8 protein-coding genes are annotated in these 17920 nt (G+C 67.2%); 5 read left to right on the top strand and 3 right to left on the bottom strand.

Annotation, left to right across the window (positions count from 1 at the left end; translation table 11 throughout):
• Positions 1 to 41 precede the first annotated feature (41 nt).
• Complete coding sequence (locus QHF85_RS07770) at positions 42 to 3524, top strand: CHAT domain-containing protein (RefSeq protein WP_281326436.1); 3483 nt, start codon at positions 42 to 44, stop codon at positions 3522 to 3524.
• Positions 3525 to 3701: 177 nt separating this feature from the next.
• On the opposite strand, the gene QHF85_RS07765 is transcribed toward QHF85_RS07770, so the two are convergent.
• Entirely contained in the window at positions 3702 to 4499 is a 798-nt protein-coding gene (locus QHF85_RS07765; protein ID WP_281326435.1) for a hypothetical protein, read from the bottom strand.
• 763 nt (positions 4500 to 5262) lie between these two features.
• Between QHF85_RS07765 and QHF85_RS07760 the strand changes: the two genes are divergently transcribed.
• Positions 5263 to 6348: a hypothetical protein gene (locus QHF85_RS07760; RefSeq protein WP_281326434.1), complete on the top strand. Its 1086-nt coding sequence runs from the start codon at positions 5263 to 5265 to the stop codon at positions 6346 to 6348.
• Between the two features lie 48 nt (positions 6349 to 6396).
• Here the strand turns inward: QHF85_RS07760 and QHF85_RS07755 are convergent, their stop codons facing one another.
• Both QHF85_RS07755 and QHF85_RS07750 read right to left on the bottom strand, forming a co-directional pair.
• Entirely contained in the window at positions 6397 to 8493 is a 2097-nt protein-coding gene (locus tag QHF85_RS07755; RefSeq protein ID WP_281326433.1) for a M13 family metallopeptidase, read from the bottom strand.
• A 298-nt stretch (positions 8494 to 8791) separates the two neighbouring features.
• A complete protein-coding gene (locus QHF85_RS07750; protein ID WP_281326432.1) occupies positions 8792 to 10627 on the bottom strand; it encodes a right-handed parallel beta-helix repeat-containing protein in 1836 nt (611 codons plus the stop codon).
• A gap of 153 nt (positions 10628 to 10780) precedes the next feature.
• On the opposite strand from QHF85_RS07750, the gene QHF85_RS07745 reads away from it, so the two are divergent.
• The 3 genes from QHF85_RS07745 (at position 10781) to QHF85_RS07735 (ending at position 17916) form a co-directional block, all read left to right on the top strand.
• Positions 10781 to 12607 carry a hypothetical protein gene (locus QHF85_RS07745; RefSeq protein WP_281326431.1) on the top strand — a complete coding sequence of 609 codons (1827 nt, stop codon included), beginning with the start codon at positions 10781 to 10783 and terminating at the stop codon, positions 12605 to 12607.
• 432 nt (positions 12608 to 13039) lie between these two features.
• A complete protein-coding gene (locus QHF85_RS07740; RefSeq protein ID WP_281326430.1) occupies positions 13040 to 17299 on the top strand; it encodes an aminotransferase class V-fold PLP-dependent enzyme in 4260 nt (1419 codons plus the stop codon).
• Between the two features lie 14 nt (positions 17300 to 17313).
• Positions 17314 to 17916 carry a hypothetical protein gene (locus tag QHF85_RS07735; RefSeq protein WP_281326429.1) on the top strand — a complete coding sequence of 201 codons (603 nt, stop codon included), beginning with the start codon at positions 17314 to 17316 and terminating at the stop codon, positions 17914 to 17916.
• The last annotated feature ends 4 nt before the right edge of the window (positions 17917 to 17920 follow it).

Here is a 17920-nt window from a genome sequence, read left to right as displayed (position 1 = left end):
GTGACGATTGCGCGGACGATGGGTACATCCGGAGGACGAGGATGGCGCTTACTTTTGATGCGGAGTTATTGAAGCGTGCGTGGGCGGAGGTCGCCGAGCTCCAAGTCGAGGGGGACCGCCTCGTTGCCTCCGGGAAGTTGGACGAGGCGAACGACCTCGCCGGCCGTATGGTGGCGATCATGGAGACCGCGCTGGGGGTGGGCCCAGGCGAGGGGGTTTCGTCGTTGCATGAGCTCGCGGAGCGGTTCGACGACAGGGGGGAGCACGGTCCCGCGGAGCCGCTCTATCAGGCCGCTCTGGGGCTTCAGGTGCTTTCGTTGGGTCCCGAGCACCCGGACGTGATCCAATCGCTGATCAGACTCGCTGGGTTCTACAGGACCACAGGAGATTACCAGCAGTCGGAATCGCTTTACCAGCAAGCACTCGCGCTTCTGGAGAAGACGGCGGGACCCGAGCACCCAGCCGTGGCCAACGTGCTCAACCATCTCGCGGTGCTCTATGAGTTCCAAGGGGAGGGGGACAAGGCGAAGCCGCTGGTCGAGCGCGCTGTATCCATCCTGAAGCCGCGGTATCCGGAGGAGCGCAGTCGTGCGCTCGAAGAAATCTTCGTGCTCCGCAATGAGGTCGATCGTCTCCACGATGAGGGACAGTATGATGCTGCCATGCCGCTGGCGGACAATCTCCTCGCCCTCGTGAAGAGCACGTTCGGGCCAGTCCATCGTCATGTGGCCACTGCGTTGACCGACATCGCGCGACTGCACGAAGCGAAAATGGACCACGCCCAGGCAGAGTCGACGTATTTGCATGCGCTCGCCATCGCGGAGGCAGCGCTGGGCCCGGAGAACGCGGAATTCGGCGAGGCACTCTACTGCGTGGCAACATTTTATCACAAAATAGGCGACTATGCGCAGGCCGAGTCGCTCTATCAGCGCGCGATCGCCATTGTGGAGATGGCGCTGGGACCCGAGCACCCCCGTCTCGCCGACTTGGTCGCCGGCCTCGGGGAGCTCTACAAGGCGAAACACGAGTACGCGAAGGCGGAGCCGCTCTTTTTGCGCGCACTCCCCCTCCAGGAGTCGAAGCTGGGGCCAGAGCACCCGGACATCGTCTGCTTTCTCAACTATCTCGCAGTCTTCTACAGCAAGAGAGGGATGTATGACAAGGCCGAGCTGCTCCTCCAGCGCGCGCTCGCCAGCAGCGAGAGAGTGCTGGGGCCGGAGCACGCCATAACTGCCAGCGTGCTCAACAGTCTCGCCTTGCTGCACTTCGACAAAGGCGACTACGCAAATGCAGAGCGGCTTTCTCTGCGGACTCTGCATATCGCGGAAGTGGCGTTGGGACACGATCACCCCAACGTGGCGAGCGCTTTGAATGGTTTGGCGCTCGTGTACTACAAAAGAATGGACTACGCGAGGGCCGAGCTGCTCATACACCGCGGTCTTCGCATCAGGGAGGAGGTGCTGGGGCCGGAGCATCCGGATGTCGCCTCGTCGCTCATGAGCCTGGCATCGATACATCAGAAAAGAGGGGAATACGCGAGCGCCGAGCTGCTCTATCAACGCGCGCTCGCCATCACAACGAAGCTCGGGCCGGAGCATCCCGATGTCGCCCTCGCGCTTCACAACCTTGGGTTCCTGTACGATCTGACCCGAGACTACGACAAGGCAAAGCCGCTCTATCAACGTGCGCTCGCCATCCGGGAGAATGTATTCGGACCGGAGCACCCCGATGTCGGCGCCACGCTCATGTTGCTCGCGAAGGCGCACATGGCAACGGGTGAACGTTCGAGGGCCCTGCAAACGTTGGCGCGAGCAGCGGCGATTCAAGATGGTCATGTGGAGGTCATGATCCCGATCGGAGCGGAACAGCAAAAGTGGGCCTACATGGTCAAGATGCGAGCGAGCACCGATGTCGTCATCTCTTTTCTTCGCCACTTTGCGCCCAATGACGAGGATGCGAAGCGGTTGGCGCTGACCACGATCTTGAATCGCAAGGGCCGAGTGCTCGGTGCGCTGACCGATAGCTTCTCGGCGCTGCGCCGTCACATCGGGCCCGCGGATCAGGAGCGACTCGACCAACTCAAATCCATCTGCGCCCAGTACAGCGCGCTCGCATGGCGCGCAGCAGGGGATAGGGGGCTTCGTGACGACCAAAGCACCCTCCGTCGCCTCGATGAGGCCCGCCAGCGGCTCGAGGCGGATATCAGTCGTCGCGGCGGCGAGCTCCGAGGCCAGCGGCAGCCCGTCACGATCGCGGAAGTGCAGGCTGCGATCCCCGAGGGGGCCGCTCTCGTCGAGCTATTCCACTACCAGACGCTCGACTCGAACGCAGAGCGGTGGGTAGAAAACCGCTATGTGGCCTTCGTTCTGCATCGGCACGGCGAAATCGGCTGGGCAGATCTGGGCGAAGCAGAGCCCATTGACATGGCGGTCATGGCGCTGCACGCGTCGCTTCGACATCCCGCCGCCGAAACGAAGCCCACCGCGCGCGAATTCGACGTCATGGACACGGCCGTTGCAGAGCATCGGGCACGCGCCCGTGATCTCGACCGTCTGCTGATGGAACCGATCCGCCGTCTGCTGGGCTCGATTCATAGGCTCCTGTTGAGCCCCGACGGGGTGCTCAACTTCTTGCCCTTCGGCGCCCTCATCGACGAGGATGCGCGCTACCTCGTCGAGCGTCATGCGCTGAGCTACCTGACGAGCGGCCGTGACCTTTTGCGCATCGCGACCCAGTTCGAATCGCGACAAGGCCCGGTCGTGATCGCTGCGCCGGACTACGACCATGCCGCGCAGGGCAATTCCCCTGGCGAGCTCTCCGGCGAAGCGCGAGACATTCAGTTTCGGCCGCTGCAGTTCGCCGCTCGCGAGGGACGCACCATTGCAGGAAAGATTCCCGGCGCGAAGCTCATCACGGGCGCAACTGCGACGAAAGGCGCCTTTACAATGCTTGCAGGGCCAAGAATCCTTCACATCGCGACGCACGGGTTCTTCGTCACGGGAGGGCCCATGCATGAGGCGCCTCGTCAGGGCGACTTCGACGCCGATTCGCACGTGGCCGATCGGCGAGCGCGGCCGATGTCGCTGATCGAAGACCCCCTCCTTCGCGCCGGCATCGCGCTCACCGGAGCCAATCGAGGGCCTGGCGATCAGGATGACGGCATCCTGACGGCTTTGGAGCTTTCGCTCGTCGATCTGACTGGCACGAAGCTCGTGGTCCTCTCAGCTTGCCAGACAGGCCTGGGGGACCTGCGAACTGGAGATGGCGGCGTGTACGGTTTCCGGCACGCGATGGTCATGGCCGGCGCAGAGACGCAGGTGATGAGCTTGTGGGGCGTCGACGATGCGGCAACCTGTGAGCTGATGGAGGGATATTACGAGAAGCTGCTCGCCGGGATCGGTCGCGGTGAGGCGTTGCGCCAGGTGCAGATCGAAATGTTGGGGCGCCAAGACCGTGCACATCCATATTACTGGGCGAGCTTCATCGTCTCGGGCAATGACGCTCCCCTCGATGCAATATCGTAGCTCCGCCAGTCTGTGGGCGCTACGGTGGCACCTTGTAATCGACCGATGGCGCCCCACCTTCACGCTCAACGGAAGCGGCTGCGTCGGCGGGAGCGGGAGCGGCAGCGGAAGCGGCAGCGCGTGCGGGACGGGGGGGCCCGGCGATGGGAGCCGCGGCGCGCCGAGAGAAAAACCTTTTTACGGTCGATCGGCGCCCGCTTCGGGCTCGTGTTTGGGCGCGTGCTTCTTTGCCCGTCGCGTCGCGCGGCTTTCGGCGGCGGCCTTGGCGCGGTCGAGCGCGTCTCGCAGGGGGGCGATCAGGGCCTGGCACTCCACGCGCTTGTTCGCGTCCGCGGTCGCGGCGCGGTAGTCGATGTATTTGCGCAGGCGCAAGACCACGTCGAGCCATTGCGCCTCCGTGTCCTTCCCGAGCGAGACGTGCTCATCGATCCGGCCGTGGGCCGAGTTCTTTTCGGCGAATGCGGCGTCGCTCTCGGCCAGGGCGGCCTCGAGCGTGTCGAGCCAGGCCATGGGGAACGACAGATGCATGAGCGTCTCCACGTGCTCCGGGGCGGCGAGCGCCTTCAGGGCGGCGCGGACCTTTGCGTTCTCGTCGGGGACGCGGTCGTCGATGAACGCAATGCCATGCGGGAAGGCGGCTTGGTGCAAGGCGCGCGCGGCAGGGGCGTGGGGGCTGCGGCGGTGGCGGCCGGCGATCAGGAGGAAGCTCTCGATCTGGCGGGTCCAGGTGTCGACGATGGCGTCGGCCTCCTCGACACGGCAGCCGCTGGCGACGCGTACGGCCCTTGCCGTGATCTTGCCGCCGACATGCGCGTCGAGGCGGAGGGCGACGAGGTCGAGCTCGGGGATGAAGGCGTCGAGCGCGGGCTCCGCGGGACCCGTCTGGGCGCGCGCGGAGAGCAGCGCATGCAGCTCACGGCTGATGGTGGCTTTTTCGAGACGGGAAAGGCGGGCGGGGGTATGCGACGTGGGCACGGGAAACCTCGCTGTGGCCGTCGCGACGGCATGTCGCGATGCGGGTCGATCGAGGGACACAGCAAATCGCTGGCCAAGCGGGGACGAGCGGAGAAACGAGGGGCCGGCCGCGAGGGGTGATCCAGGATGGAGCGGTGACCGCTCCAAATTGGAGCGGAGCGCTCCAGATCGGAGCTGCATGGGGAACATGCGAGGGTCGGAGCGGCTCTGGAGGCACCTGCGCCGGGCGCAAGAGCGGCGGGGAACGGTCCGCAGGGCGCTTGCGCCCGGCGCAAGAGCGGCGGGGAACGGTCCGCAGGGCGCCTGCGCCCGGCGCAGGAGCGGCGGGGAGCGCTCCGAAGGGCGCTTGCGCCCGGCGCAAGAGCGGTGGGGAACGGTCCGCAGGGCGCTTGCGCCCGGCGCAAGAGCGGTGGGGAACGGTCCGCAGAGCGCTCGTACCGGGCGCGCGAGCCTCGGGGAGCGCTCCGAAGGGCGCTTGCGCCGGGCGCGAGAGCCTCGGGGAGCGTTCCGAAGGGCGCTCGTACCGGGCGCGAGGCCGATTGCATACCGGAGCCCGCCCTCCAGCGTACCCATCCAACCCGCCCTCGTGTGAACAGAAGTCCTCATTGCGCCCCCTGGCGGCGGGCGTGAGGGTGCCGATTGCCCGGCAAACAGGGCCGCTGCACCGAGGCACGACGTTTGCTGAAGCGGCGCCGCGCACCGGGGCATTGCCCTGACCCGTGCTTTCTTGAAAGGTGATCCTTTGAAAACGACGCGAAGCTCGATGAATAGGACCCGCAACGCGCGGCTCGCGCTCTTGGCGAGCGCTTCTTGCATGATCGTCGCCGCGCTCGGATGCTCGGGGAAGAGCGCCGGCGGCGGGGGAGGTGCAGGCGGTGAAGGCGGTGAAGGCGGTGGGGGCGGTAGCGGCCCGGGGATGAACGTATGCAAGGAGAGCGATTTCACGCCCTGGGCCGTCGATGTGCGCGACGGATTCTCGCTTTCTACGAGCAAGAAGGGGGTCACGGCGCTGCTCTCCACGGACGCGGGGCTCGAGTTCGTGCGCGCGGGCGGCGAGCGGGTGCTGCTCGCGCCGAAAGCTTCTGAGCAGACGGGGTTTCAGGGGAAGCACTTCTCCCGCAGCGACGGCACCGTCTGCGCGGTCTTCGTGGATAGCAGCGTGAGCACGAGCACGATGCAGTTTGTCTGCGACGACGGCAAGGGGCCCACCGACACGATGATCGAGCCGGGCAGCGACCTCTACAATGACTACCATCTCGCGCCAATCGAGGGGCAGTACCCCGGCGAGACGAACGTCTACGGCATGGAGCACGCCGCGATTACCCTGTTCGTGGGGTCCGAGAACGGCTGGTCCGCGCAGGAGCTCTACGAGTCGTCGATCTCGTACGCGGGCAACGCCGTGCGCAGGGGGAACGAGGTCATCGCCTGCGTCATCGGCTCGGGGTATGTGCCGATGCTGGCGAACTACAACCAGGAGGACTGGGGCGTCGAGCAGGGCACGACTGCGTACGATTGCCGTGTGGCCACCGACGGCACCTCGCTCTTCGTCGCCGCGGACAATCGCTTCGCGACCCTGACGAACTTCAATGGCGGAGCGTTCACGACGACGCCGGTCCCGGGGCTCACAGAGAACGATTATGTCCTGAGCCTCGCCGCCTACAAAGGCAAAGCTTGGGGCCTGACCAGCCATCACAAGCTGATCGATCCCACCACGGGGACCCCGGATCCCTGGACCATCCCCGAAGGCTCTCGCGCCGATATGATCATCGATCCCGCCTCGGGTGCCCTCACGATTGGCGTGCTCCAGGGGGACGGCCAGTACGTCGTGGGCACGAAGTGCCTCCCATAGGCACTTGCCCGCGGCGCCCCCGCCTGCTGCGGCCCCTACGCGTGCGGCTCACCAGACGTCGCAGCGCTGCTTGGGGTTCAGGGCCTTGCCCTCGGCGCAGGAGAAGGCGCGGGCGAACTCGGGCATGTTCGTGACAGAGCCGTTGACCCGAAATTCTGCCAGCGAATGCGGGTCGGTCTGCAAGAGCGTGCGCGCCCGCTCTTCACGCCACTTCGTGCACTGAGACTGGCCGAACGACAGGAAAAACTGCTGGTCTTCGTCGAACCCGTCGGCCCAAATGCGCTCTTCTGCGCTCTTTCGCAGGGCGCGATACGCGCGAAAGGCGAGCTTGAGGCCACCGATGTCGGCGATGTTCTCGCCGAGGGTCAGCTTGCCGTTGATCTTCACGCCGGGCAGGGGCTCGTAGGCCGAATACTGGTCGACGACGCATTGCGCCCTGGCCTCGAAGCGCGTGCGCGATTCAGGCTCCCACCACGACGCGAGGTTGCCCTTGCCGTCGTACCGCGAGCCCTCGTCGTCGAAGCCGTGGATGAGTTCGTGGCCGATGGTCTCGCCGGTCGCGCCCATGTTGACGGCCAGGCTAGAGCGGGCCGAGAAAAAGGGCGGTTGCAAAAAGCCCGCCGGGAAGGCCATTTGGTTGAGCTGCGGGTCGTAGTAGGCGTTCACTGTGGGCGGGCTCATTTGCCAGTCCTCGCGGTCGACGGGCTTGCCCACCTTGGTGAGCTGGCGCTTCACCTCGAAGGCCTTGCCGGCGAGCACGTTGGCCGCGTGCACCTTCTTGTCGAGAGAGAAATCATAGACGCGCCACGTGTTCGGGTAGCCGATGAGGTAGGCTATCTGCTGGCGCTTTTCGCGTGCGCGCTCTTTGGTTTTTCCGTCCATCCAGTCGAGCTCGCCGAAGCGCTCGTCGAAGGCCTCGCTGATGGCGACGATCATCTGCCGGACGACGTCGCGGCTCTCGCCGGCGAAGTGGCGGGCGACGAAGAACCGGCCGAGCGACTCGCCGAGCGCGGCGTCGGTGGCGGTCACGCAGCGCCTCCAGCGGTCTCGTTGCTTCTGCTGGCCGCTCAAAAACCGCCACATGGTGAACGATTCGTCGTCGAACCTCTTTGGTAGCGCGTCGGCGGTGGCGTTCAGAACATGCCACTCGAGGTAGGCCTGCCACGCCGCCGGCTTGGTCGACGCGAGCAGGTGCTCGAGGCCCTGCAGAAAGCCCGGGGCGGTGACGTTGAATTCGTGCAGGCCTTCGAAGCCCAGGCCCTTGAAGTAGGCGCTCCAGCCCCACGTGGGCGCAAGGCGCGCGAGCCCTGCGCCGTCGACCTTGTTGTACATGCCGGACGGGTCGCGCCGCTCGACGCGCGTCTTCGAGGCGCGGGCGAGCGCGGTCTCGATTGCCATCACGTCGTCGGCGGCCTTCTTTGCATCGGCGGGTTTCTTGCCGGCAAGCTGCATCATGCGGCCGACGTGGTCGAGATAGTGCGTTCGAATCTCTTTCGACCGCGCGTCCTCGTTCAGGTAGTCGTCGCGGTCGGGCAACCCGAGGCCGCCTTGGTCGAGGCGGGCGATGACGCGCGTCGCGTCCTTCGCGTCTTGCTCGCTGCCGATGACGAAGATCGAAAAGATGCCGTGTCTGTGCAGCTCGGCGACGGCGGCGACGAGTGAAGGCAGGTCACGCACCGCGCGCACTTTCTTTACGAGGGGGTCGATGCCCTTGGTGCCGGCGGCCTCGAGCGCCGCTTCGTCGACGCACGTGCCGTAGAAGGTGCCGACGGCCTGGAGCGCCGGGTCGTCGGTCGCCTGCGACGAAGCGCTCTCGAGAATGCTTCTGAGTGCGTTCTGGTTTCGTTCGACGATCTCGATATTGCGACCCACGCGGGTGCGGTCGGCGGGTATCTCGTTCTTGGCAAGCCAGCCGCCGCAGGCGTATTGATAGAAGTCTTGGCAAGGGTCGGCGGTGCGATCGAGCGCGGTCGGGTCGAGGCCGACGTCGCCGAGCGTGACGTGCTTTTGAGGGGGGGCTGGCGCCGTCACCGGGGTGGGGCTCGGGCGGGGCGACGCGGGGGTGGCCACCGAGGGGCGGCTGGCGTCACAGGCGGCCGTCGCTGCCGCGAGAACGGTCAGTACGAAATATCTCAACCCTGTCATGTTTGTGGATTGTAGGGCAAAACCCAGAGCTGTAACCATCATTTTGTTCTCGCCGTCGATGCTGCCTCTCGGCCGAAATCTTGTACGTCTTCGCCGTAGGCCGGGGACAGAGGCGGGGGAGATGTGGTTGGTCGGGGGGTTACGTAGCGGGAGCGGGTTTGGGAGCGGAAGCGGGAGCGGCTGCGGAAGCGGGAGCGGGAGCGGAGGCGGGAGCGGAAGTGGGAGCGGCAGCGGTAGCGGCAGTGTCAGCGGCGGCCTGCCATCAGAAACCGATCGAACGTGATCGGCGGCAATGCGCTTACGGCCTGTATTCGAACGCTCCGACGTCGTACGGGCCGACCTTGCGGGGCAGCTTGTCGAAGTCGGTGGTGAGGCCCAGGCTGGACACGTCGGTCCCGGCGTCGACGGCGCTCGACGTCGAGAGGAGGTGATAGTCATCCTCGCCCGCGTTCACGAAGTGGCTCTCGAGGCTGCCCGTGGTGACGTTGCTCGACGCCTTCCAGTCGACGCTGGCGTTGAGCAGGTGGATGGCCTCGGCCGCGCGGAGGAGCAGGTTGTTGTGGCAGAGGTTCCCCTGGCTGTGCGTGTGGTACATGTAGATGCCGTGCGGGCCGTCGTTGACGATCGTGTTGTTGAGAATGCGGAACGGCCCGTTCTTCGCGCCCGCGTCATTGTCCTGGATCACCAGGCCCACGTCCGTCGCGGTGATGATGACGTTGTTGTAGACGTCGATGTTGCCCGGACCCGCGATGAACAGGCCCGCATAAGCGTCGGTGCCGCGGACGAAGTTGCGGTACACCCGGCCCGACGTCCCGGGGTTGATGTCGAGGGCGCCCGAGTTGTAGGGGCTGTCGCCGGTGGCCCCGGCAATCACGACGTTGTCGTAGACCTCGGTGTCGTAATCGACCGTGCCGTCGCGATCCGACCACGCACTGCCGACCTGGATGCCGTCGGCGGCGGTGCTCTCCACCCGGTTCGCGTAAATCCGAACCCCGTGCAGCTCGGGCTCGAACTTGCAGTCGTTCTCGCACACGATGGTGCCATTGCCGGCGTTGACGCCGCACTGGGCATTGCCGCTCTCGACGAGCTCCGGAGCGCCCCAATGCGAGCCGCCGATGTAGAACCCTTCGCCTCCGGTATCGTGCACGTGGTTATGGTGGAGGAAGGTGTTCTCTTGCACGAAGGACGCGCGGTGCCACTTGCAGCTCACGTTGGTGCGGGCCACGATTCCCGCGTACGCGGCGCTCTTGACCTCGACGAAGGCGACCTCGACGTCGGACGAGCCGTCGGTGATCTCGAGGCCGTTCGCGCCCTGGTTGCCCGAGGTGGCAACGGTGATCCCATACGGCTCCGCCGCGTCTCCGACGCCCACGATGCGCACGTAGCGTGATTCGAGCACGCCCAGGGCCGCATTGGCGTGGCTGTGCGCGAAGTCGACCCGACCGCCGCAGTTCACGAGGGTGACGGGCGCCTCCGGGCTGCCCTCGAAGCCACGGATGTTCAGCGTGTCGTAGGCGCCGGCCTGGAGGCAGACCTTCGAGCCCGGCTTGATGTCGAGGAGCTTCTCGTAGTCGGGGGTGCCGTCGCCATTCGCGTCGTAAAAGTGCTTGGGGGTCGCATAGAAGCCGCTCGAGGTCGTGAGGATGAAGTCGCACGTGCCGCCGTCGGCCACGAGCTTGCACGCCGTCGACTCCGGGCCCGTCGTGGCCATGTGGAAACTCGCCTGGGTCGGCGTGACCTGCCAGTTGCCGACGGCGTCGCGCCCGAGGATCTTCAGCGTGCGCTTGCCGGCCGCGACGGATGGGATCGAGATCGGCGCCGCCACCGGCTGCTCGTCGCTGAAGGCGCCGTCGTCGATGGCGTAACGGTAGTGGGTGACGTCGTCGCCGGCGACGACGGCCGAGAGCGGCACCGCGTCGACATACCAGTACGCCGGCGGGGCCAACGCGAAGATCGCGGTCGGCGGATCGTGGTCGTCCGACGTTCCTCCGCTGCCTCCGCTGCCGTTTCCTCCGCCGCCGTTTCCGGAACCTCCGTCTCCACCTCCGCTCGTTGCATCAGGGTTCGAAGCGCCGTCGCAGCCGACCCCGATGAGCAGTGACAAACCGATGCTCCACAACAGGTGTATACGCATTGGAATCCTCCATTTTTCACTCGCCTCCCGCCGCTGACACGAGCGTACGCGAAGACGTCGCACGATGGACCCATCCGCACGAGACCGGCGTCTCGAAAGCCCTGTCAATCGGGTCTATCCTGTGCAATCTTCCGGCCCGTGCATAACCGCCCCTTGCACGTATCCTCCCTCCTCGCGGTGCTGCTCGTCGCCTGCGGCCCGACGCCCCCGGCGTCGCCACCTCCTCCGCACGCCGCGCCCGACGGCGTGCACGTGCCGCCCGCCACGGCTTCGGCCCCACCGGAGCCGCCGCCCGATCCCGACGCGCCCATCCACATCGAGCGCGCGGCAGAGGCAGCGCCCTGGCTCGAGCGCGACAGCAAGCGGTTCGCGCTCTGGGAAGCCTCGCCTCGCGTGAATGGCGTCATGCATCCGATCAACCCGATTCTCGGCGATCTGCGCGCCCAAGCCATCGAGCCCGGAGCCATCGTGCTCGAATCGCGCGTGGGCCAGCTCGTGATCACGAAGGATGGCGTCCGCGGCCTCGTCCCGAAAGGCGTACGCTTCGTCGGCGTGGTCGCGAGCGGCGAGGTCTTCGCCGAGAACGAGAATCACGCGCCCTTCCGTGCCGCGAGCGTCGACGACCTCATCGCGGGAAAACTGACGCCCGCGGTCGGAATCGACCGGATCTTCGACACGGCAGGCATGTTCGTCGTCGCAGCGCGGGGCAGCGTGCTCGTGCAATCCAAGGACGGAGGAAAAACCTTCGTCGAGGTGCCGATGAAGGGGTCGGTGGACCACGCATTCGTGCGCGCCGACGGGGTCATTCTCGCTGCCGCTGCCGGACGAAAACCCGCCGAGACGTGGTCCACGATCGACGCCAAGGGCAAGGTCGAGCCGGTTCGCCGTGCACTCGAAGCTCCGTTGCGTTGGGGCGGGTTCATCCTGCATGCGCTGAAGCGGAACGACCTGGGGCAAGCCCAGCAGGCCTCCGTCCTCACGAAGGACGGACGCACATTCGCGTCCCTCACCCTGCCGGGGGAGATCCAAGGGGCCGAGTTCGTCTCGTTCGACCCGATGTTCCAGGGCGCGATGATGAATACGCTGCTCCCCTGGGAGGGCGACGTTCTCGCCGCCGCGCCCGAAAAGCCAGGCGCGGCGAAGTTTGGTGTCCTGGGCCCGTCAGGCATGAAATGGCTCGACGTGCCCGCCGAGGACCCGTCCACCGTGTCCGGGATTTCCCTCGCAGGTCCACCGAGCCAGCCTGCCCGGCCCGTCTGCAAAGGGCTCCGCTGCATCCAAAAACTCCGCGGGATCGTCCCACGCAACCCTGCCTCCAGCCTGGTCGGCAGGTTCTTCGACGACGCGCTCTGCAAACGGCCCGTCAACGGACCGTGCGAAAAAGGCCCCCTTCTCCGCGGGCCGACGATCGGCATCTTTCACTGGAGCACGAGGGCGCTCCTCTTTCGCCCGACGCCGGAGGGGTGCGACCCCCTCTCGATCGAGAGCCTGCGCGGTCTCGTCATTCTGGATTGTCGCAAAGCTCGCTTCGTGAGCGATGCATCCGGGATGTTTTTCCGCGAGGGATCGGTCGACACCCCCACGGCGGGGTACTGGGACTACGAAATGGCCGAGGATGGGACGGTGCTCGCCCAGCACATCGAATCCGGCAGCATCATCGCCGCGTCCGTGAGGCTTCCCGTGGCCCCAGGCGCGGCAGGCGCGTGGAGAAACGTGACGAGGTCGGGGGGCGTCACATACATCGTCCTGCCCAAAGGCGCCGTCCTCGTCGCCACGTCGAATGACGCAGGCAATGAGCTCACGCTCACGCTCGACGCGCCCGAAGGCATCAAGGAGCTCGTCACGAAGGCCCCCGTGACCCGTTCCGTACATACGATCAAGGTGGAATCAGGCTATCCCGAGCTCCACTTCTCCGATCCAGGGGGCCCAAGCGCAGTCCGCATCTCGCGGAAAGGAACGCTGCTCGAGGCGCCGCGCTGAGACGCGTCTCATTTGGGAAGCGCTTCGCTGGGGCTTTGCCCCAGGCCCCACCGGGGCTGTCCGCCCCTGGACCCGGACCAGCGCCCGCGCTGGACGGAGGGTCGATGAACTGCGCTACGCGCAGTTCATCGAACAGCCGGGTCAAGACCAGCGGGCGACCCTGCCAACCGAGACAGCAGCGCTGACGGTTCAATCGTCAACGCGGTATCAACGGCCTGTTGGAAGAACTGCGCGGAGCGCAGTTCTTCCACGAGAGGTCCAGGGCTGGCCCTGGTTCGGGTCGAGGGGCGAACAGCCCCCGCGGGGCCCGGGGCAGCGCCCCGGCGCGGCGCCTCCTCGATGAGACGCGTGAGGCCGCGGCCCAGCTGACACCGCAGGCTTTCCGCGCCGATTTCGCCTTGCTCGCCTCACGCGCTCGCCTACCATCGCGGCGTGTTCGAATCGGGCCACGCTTCTCCCCCGTCCGCGTCCGTTGATCCGAGGTGCCTCACGGAGTTCGACGGCTATCGCCTCCTCGAGCGGCTCGGCGAAGGCGCGATGGGCGAGGTTTGGCGCGCTCTCGATCTCACGCTCGATCGCCACGTTGCCATCAAAATGATCCGCGGTGCGCATCCGAGTGAGAGAGATCGGGAGCGCTTCCGCCTCGAAGCCCTCGCGCTCGGGCGGATCGAGCACCCGAACGTCGTCGCGGTGTATCGCAGCGGCGAGGCGCTCGGGCAGCCTTACATCGTGTACGAGCTCGTCGCTGGAAAGAGCCTCGATACGCTTGTCGGCGTGATCGAGTGGCAGGAGGTCCTCGCGCTCGGCGTCGACGTGGCGCGCGGGCTCGCCGCGGTGCATCACGCCTCCGTCCTCCACCGTGACCTCAAGCCGGCCAATGTCATGCGCACGCGCGTGGGCGCTGGCAAGCTCATCGATTTTGGCGTCGCGAAGCTGCCTTCCCGGCCCGCGCTCGAAGAGGCGAGCCCCGAGAGCATCGCGCGCTTCGTCGCGAATGCGGGCCTGCCCTCCGGCGATGTGACCCGAAAAGGTGATATCCTTGGCACGCCCCGCTACCTCGCGCCCGAGCTGTGGAGGGCTGCGCCTGCGAGCGTCGCGAGCGACATCTATGCGCTCGGCCTCATCCTCTGGGAGCTGCTCGCAGGGGCGCCGCCGTACGGGCCCAAACGACCTTTGATGCAGCTCGTCGAGGCGATCCTCAAAGAGCCCCTGCCGAGCATCGCCTCGCTTCGCCCCGATATCCCCTTCGAGCTCGCTGCGACCGTCGACCGCGCCGTGCAAAAGGATCCTGCGAAGCGTTTTGCGTCGGCCGACGCCCTCGTCGCTGCGCTCGAAGGCGTGGTCGCGACGATGCGCGCGCTTGGCCTTTTGCCCGAGGCCGCGGCCTCGCCGTCGGAGCGGCAGGCCGAGCTCGTGCGCATGATGTTCCGGCGGGCGCTCTCGCGATCGAGCTTCCCCGAGAGGTTTTACGAGCGCCTGTTCGAGCGCCACCCTGACATGCGGCCCTTGTTCCCGCTGGATCTGTCTGGCCAGGGGCGCAAGCTCGTCACCGCTTTGACCGCGAGCGTCGCCTGCTTGCGCGATACGCACGGGCTTCACGCGATGCTCGAAGAGCTCGGCGCGCGGCACGTGCTTTACGGCGTCCGCGAGGCGCACATCGATTCGTTTGGCGAGGCGCTCCGCGCAGAGCTCGATCTCTCCGAGGGCGGCCGCATGGATGACGAGCTCGCCGAGGCGTGGAGCGAGGCATGGGAGCAGCTCGCGGGCGCCGTGCGCCGCGGGATCCGGCTCGCCGCGCTCCCGGAGGCCGAGGCCGAGCCCATCGCGTCCGGCGTGACCTCGCGCAAGACGCAGGGCCCCGATGCGATCGCCGCGCTCCTCGGCACAACGACGCTCTTCGCCGATCTGGACGGCGACGAGCGCCGCGAGATCGCCGCGCGCATGCGGCCTTTTCGGGTGGAGGCCGGCGAGGTCCTCTGCGCGCAAGGCGCGCCGGCCGACGAGCTTTACGTCGTCGCGGACGGCCTCCTCGCGGTCTCGATCCGGACGCCGGCCGACGATCGCATCTTCGTCGGCGAGAGCGGCCCGGGGGGCGTGCTCGGCGAGCTCGCGTTGAACCAGCGGTTGGCCCGCGCGGCCACCGTCACCGCTGTGCGGCGCGCGTCGGGCCATACGCTCGAAATCGCCGACTTCGAGCGCCTGCGCCACGCGCGCCACCCGGCCGCGTTGAAGGTCCTGCGGCGGCTTTCGAAAAACCTCTGCCACGAGCTGCGTTGCCTCACCCGCGAGATGACCGGGCTCGCGGAGACGGTCGCGGGCGGGTCGGGCGACCGCCCGGCCGACGAGCTCGGCGAGGCGCGCCCCCTTTCGCCGGACATCGAGCCGTTGCTCTGCGTCCTGCCGTTCTTCGCGTCGTTCAGCGCGAGGCAGCTCGAAGATGTCGCGAGTGTCCTCGTCGAGCGCGAAGTGCCGCAGGGGCGAACCATTCTCGCGGAGGGCGCGAGCTCGGGCTCGGCCTTCCTCCTCGCGCGCGGCGCCGTCGAGATCACCGTGCGCGCGGGCGCTCGGCGGACGCACCTCGCCGTGCTCGGGCCCGGCAGGACGCTCGGCATGGAAGCGCTCCTCGACGGCAGCCTGCAGCGGGTCACGTGCGTCGCGCGGGAGAACGTGGTCCTGCTCGAAATCGCGCCCGAGACGCTCGAGCGCCTGATCACGTCCGACCTGGCCATGGCGTTCCAGATCGTCGAGGCCGTCAACCGCGACCTCATCGACGCCCTCCAGCAGACGGACGCGCGTATCGTCCGGCGCGCGACGCAGGCGCTGGTCGTGGGCGCGGACGACGAGCGCACGATGACCACGAAGACGCTGACCCGCATGGCCATGGCGAGCACGACGCGGGGCCTCGTGGGCGGCGCGGAGAACCTCGTCGAGCAAAGCATGAGCGGGTTCGTCGAGGGCCTCGTGACCGTGCTCGACGTCCCCCCCGCGCCGCGCGACGCCGCGGACGAGGCGCGCGCGCCGGCGGCCCCGCGCGAGGCGCCCTCCGACAAGGAGGCTCTTTTTGCGAAGGTGCGCGCCTCGGTGCTCGGCGACGACGTCGTCCTCGTGGGCCCGTTCGGCCCGCGGCGCGTGGTCCATGCCGATCCCGCGGCGTCTGGCCGCTCCGTCGGCTTCCTGGAGGCATTTCTCCGCAGCGAGGTGATGCCGCTTTATGCGAATACGCTCGCCGCGTCTCCGGGCGCGGGCGCGCCGACGTCGCCGCTGCGGGAGGACGCGCGTGAAATCATCCATCGGAGCGTGGGCGGCGGGAGCGACGACATCGTCCTTTTTTGCGGCTCGGGCGCGACGAGCGCGATCGAAACGTTGGTCCGGGCGCTCGGGCTCCTTTTGCCGCGCGAGCTCGATGCTCGGTATCATGTGCGGGACCGGATCCCGGAGCACGAGCGCCCCGTCGTGTTCCTCGGGGCCTACGAGCCCCCTTCGAACGAGCTGCCTTGGCGCGAATCCATCGCCGACGTCGTGACGATCGACGTGGACGCGGAGGGCCGCATCGATCTTCGGCAGCTCGAAGCGGCGCTCGAAACGTACGCCCATCGCCCGCTCAAGATGGGCAGTTTTTCCGCGGCGTCCCGCGTGACGGGAATCCTCGCGGACGACGTCGCCATCTCGACGCTCCTCCACCGGCACGGCGCGCTTTCTTTCTGGGACTACGCCGAGGCCGGGCCTTCCCTCGATATCCGCATGAACCCGGAAGGCCCGGGCGTGGAGGGCCCGCTCGCGCACAAAGACGCTGTGTTCCTCGCGCCGCACCGATTCATCGGCGGGCCCGGCGCGCCCGGCGTCCTCGTCGCCAAGCGCTCGCTCTTTCATGACGAGACGTCTGCCCGCGAGGAGGCGGCGGCGCCGGCCATCCTCGAATCCATCCGCGCGGGCCTGGTCTTCCAGCTCAAAGCGGCGATCGGCACGGCCGCGATCCGCGCCCGCGAGAACGATTTCGTCAAGCGGGCCATCGCGTCGTTTCGGACGAACGACAAACTCCAGGTGCTCGGCCCTCCGGAGCTCGAACGAGGGTCGATCGTATCGCTCGTGGTTCGCCACGGTCTCGACCGATTCCTCCACTTTCGCTTCGTCGTGGCCCTGCTGAACGATCTGTTCGGCATCCAGGCGCGTGGCGAAGGCGCCTCCTTGGGCCCGCACGGCGGCTCCATCCTGGGCATCGCCCCCGAGCCGCCCGTGGCTTTCGCCGAAGCGGTGGAGGCGGGCTGCGGCGTGCTCCGGCCTGGCTGGGTCCGCGTCCATTTCGATGGCTTCATGACGGAGACCGTCTTCCTCTATATCGTCGCCGCGATCCACCTGATCGCCAACGACGGGTGGAAATTGCTCCCCATGTACCGGTGCGACGCCGAGACCGGGCAATGGACGCACGTCGCCGGGCGCCCGCGGCCCGCGCTCCGCTTGAACGACCTCACCTATCGCGGGGGCGAGCTCGAATATCGGTCGATGCGCACGAGCGAGCCGGAGACCGCGCTCGCCGCGTACCTCGACGAAGCGCGGTCGATCTTCGCGAGCGCCCCCGTCGAGGGCCCGCCGGATCCGCGCTGTGAGCTTGACATCCCGGAGGCTTTTCGACATTTGCGCTGGTTCCCGACGCCGCTCGAGTGCTTCCGCGCGCACCGGGCATACGATTTCTGAGAAAAAGCACCGTAATGACCACGAAAAAAGCCGCGACCAAGAAGGCCGCGGACAAGGACGAGACCCGCATCGTGTTCCCGGATCCCGGCCTGCACATTGCCGTGCTCGGCGCGCTGATGGAGGCCGAGGCCGTGAGCGCGGAGCGGGTCGAGGCCAAGCTCGAAGGGATCGAGGGCGACGACGATACGGTTCGGCTCCGGGCGGCCATGGCCCGGCTGCATGCGATCAAGCTCGATCGCAAGAAGGTCGCGAAGCTCGATCGGCTCGATTTCGACGGCGGAAACGAGATCTACATGATGATGGAGAGCGGCGCCGGCGTTTCTACCGGCGGCGAGGACGACACCTATGCGCTCCGCTCGCTCGCAGGCATCGGCGCGCTCGAGGGCCTCGAGACGCTCGACCTCGACGGCCACGGCTTTTTCGACGACCTCCGCGATCTCCGCCCCCTCGAAGGATTGGCCAATCTCACGGATCTCACCCTGAGCGGCGATTGGACGCACGCGGCGAGCCTGGAAGCGCTCCCCAAGCTCGCGAATCTCGACGTGAGCCTCGGCTCGGTCGACGACCCCGCCGTCCTCGATCGCCTCGCGGCGCGTGGGGTCGAAGTCTTGCGCTGAACGC

The organism is Polyangium sp. 6x1, from assembly GCF_029946515.1.
GTDB lineage: Bacteria > Myxococcota_A > Polyangia > Polyangiales > Polyangiaceae > Polyangium.
The sequence above is the reverse complement of the archived record's forward strand: the minus strand, read 5'-3'. Positions and strand labels throughout refer to the sequence as shown.

Bases quoted from the DNA above. Each gene is read 5' to 3' on its own strand.
- QHF85_RS07755 (WP_281326433.1), bottom strand. From the start codon at position 8,493: ATGACAGGGTTGAGATATTTCGTACTGACCGTTCTCGCGGCAGCGACG.
- QHF85_RS07735 (WP_281326429.1), top strand. From the start codon at position 17,314: ATGACCACGAAAAAAGCCGCGACCAAGAAGGCCGCGGACAAGGACGAG.
- QHF85_RS07760 (WP_281326434.1), top strand. From the start codon at position 5,263: ATGAATAGGACCCGCAACGCGCGGCTCGCGCTCTTGGCGAGCGCTTCT.
- QHF85_RS07770 (WP_281326436.1), top strand. From the start codon at position 42: ATGGCGCTTACTTTTGATGCGGAGTTATTGAAGCGTGCGTGGGCGGAG.
- QHF85_RS07750 (WP_281326432.1), bottom strand. From the start codon at position 10,627: ATGCGTATACACCTGTTGTGGAGCATCGGTTTGTCACTGCTCATCGGG.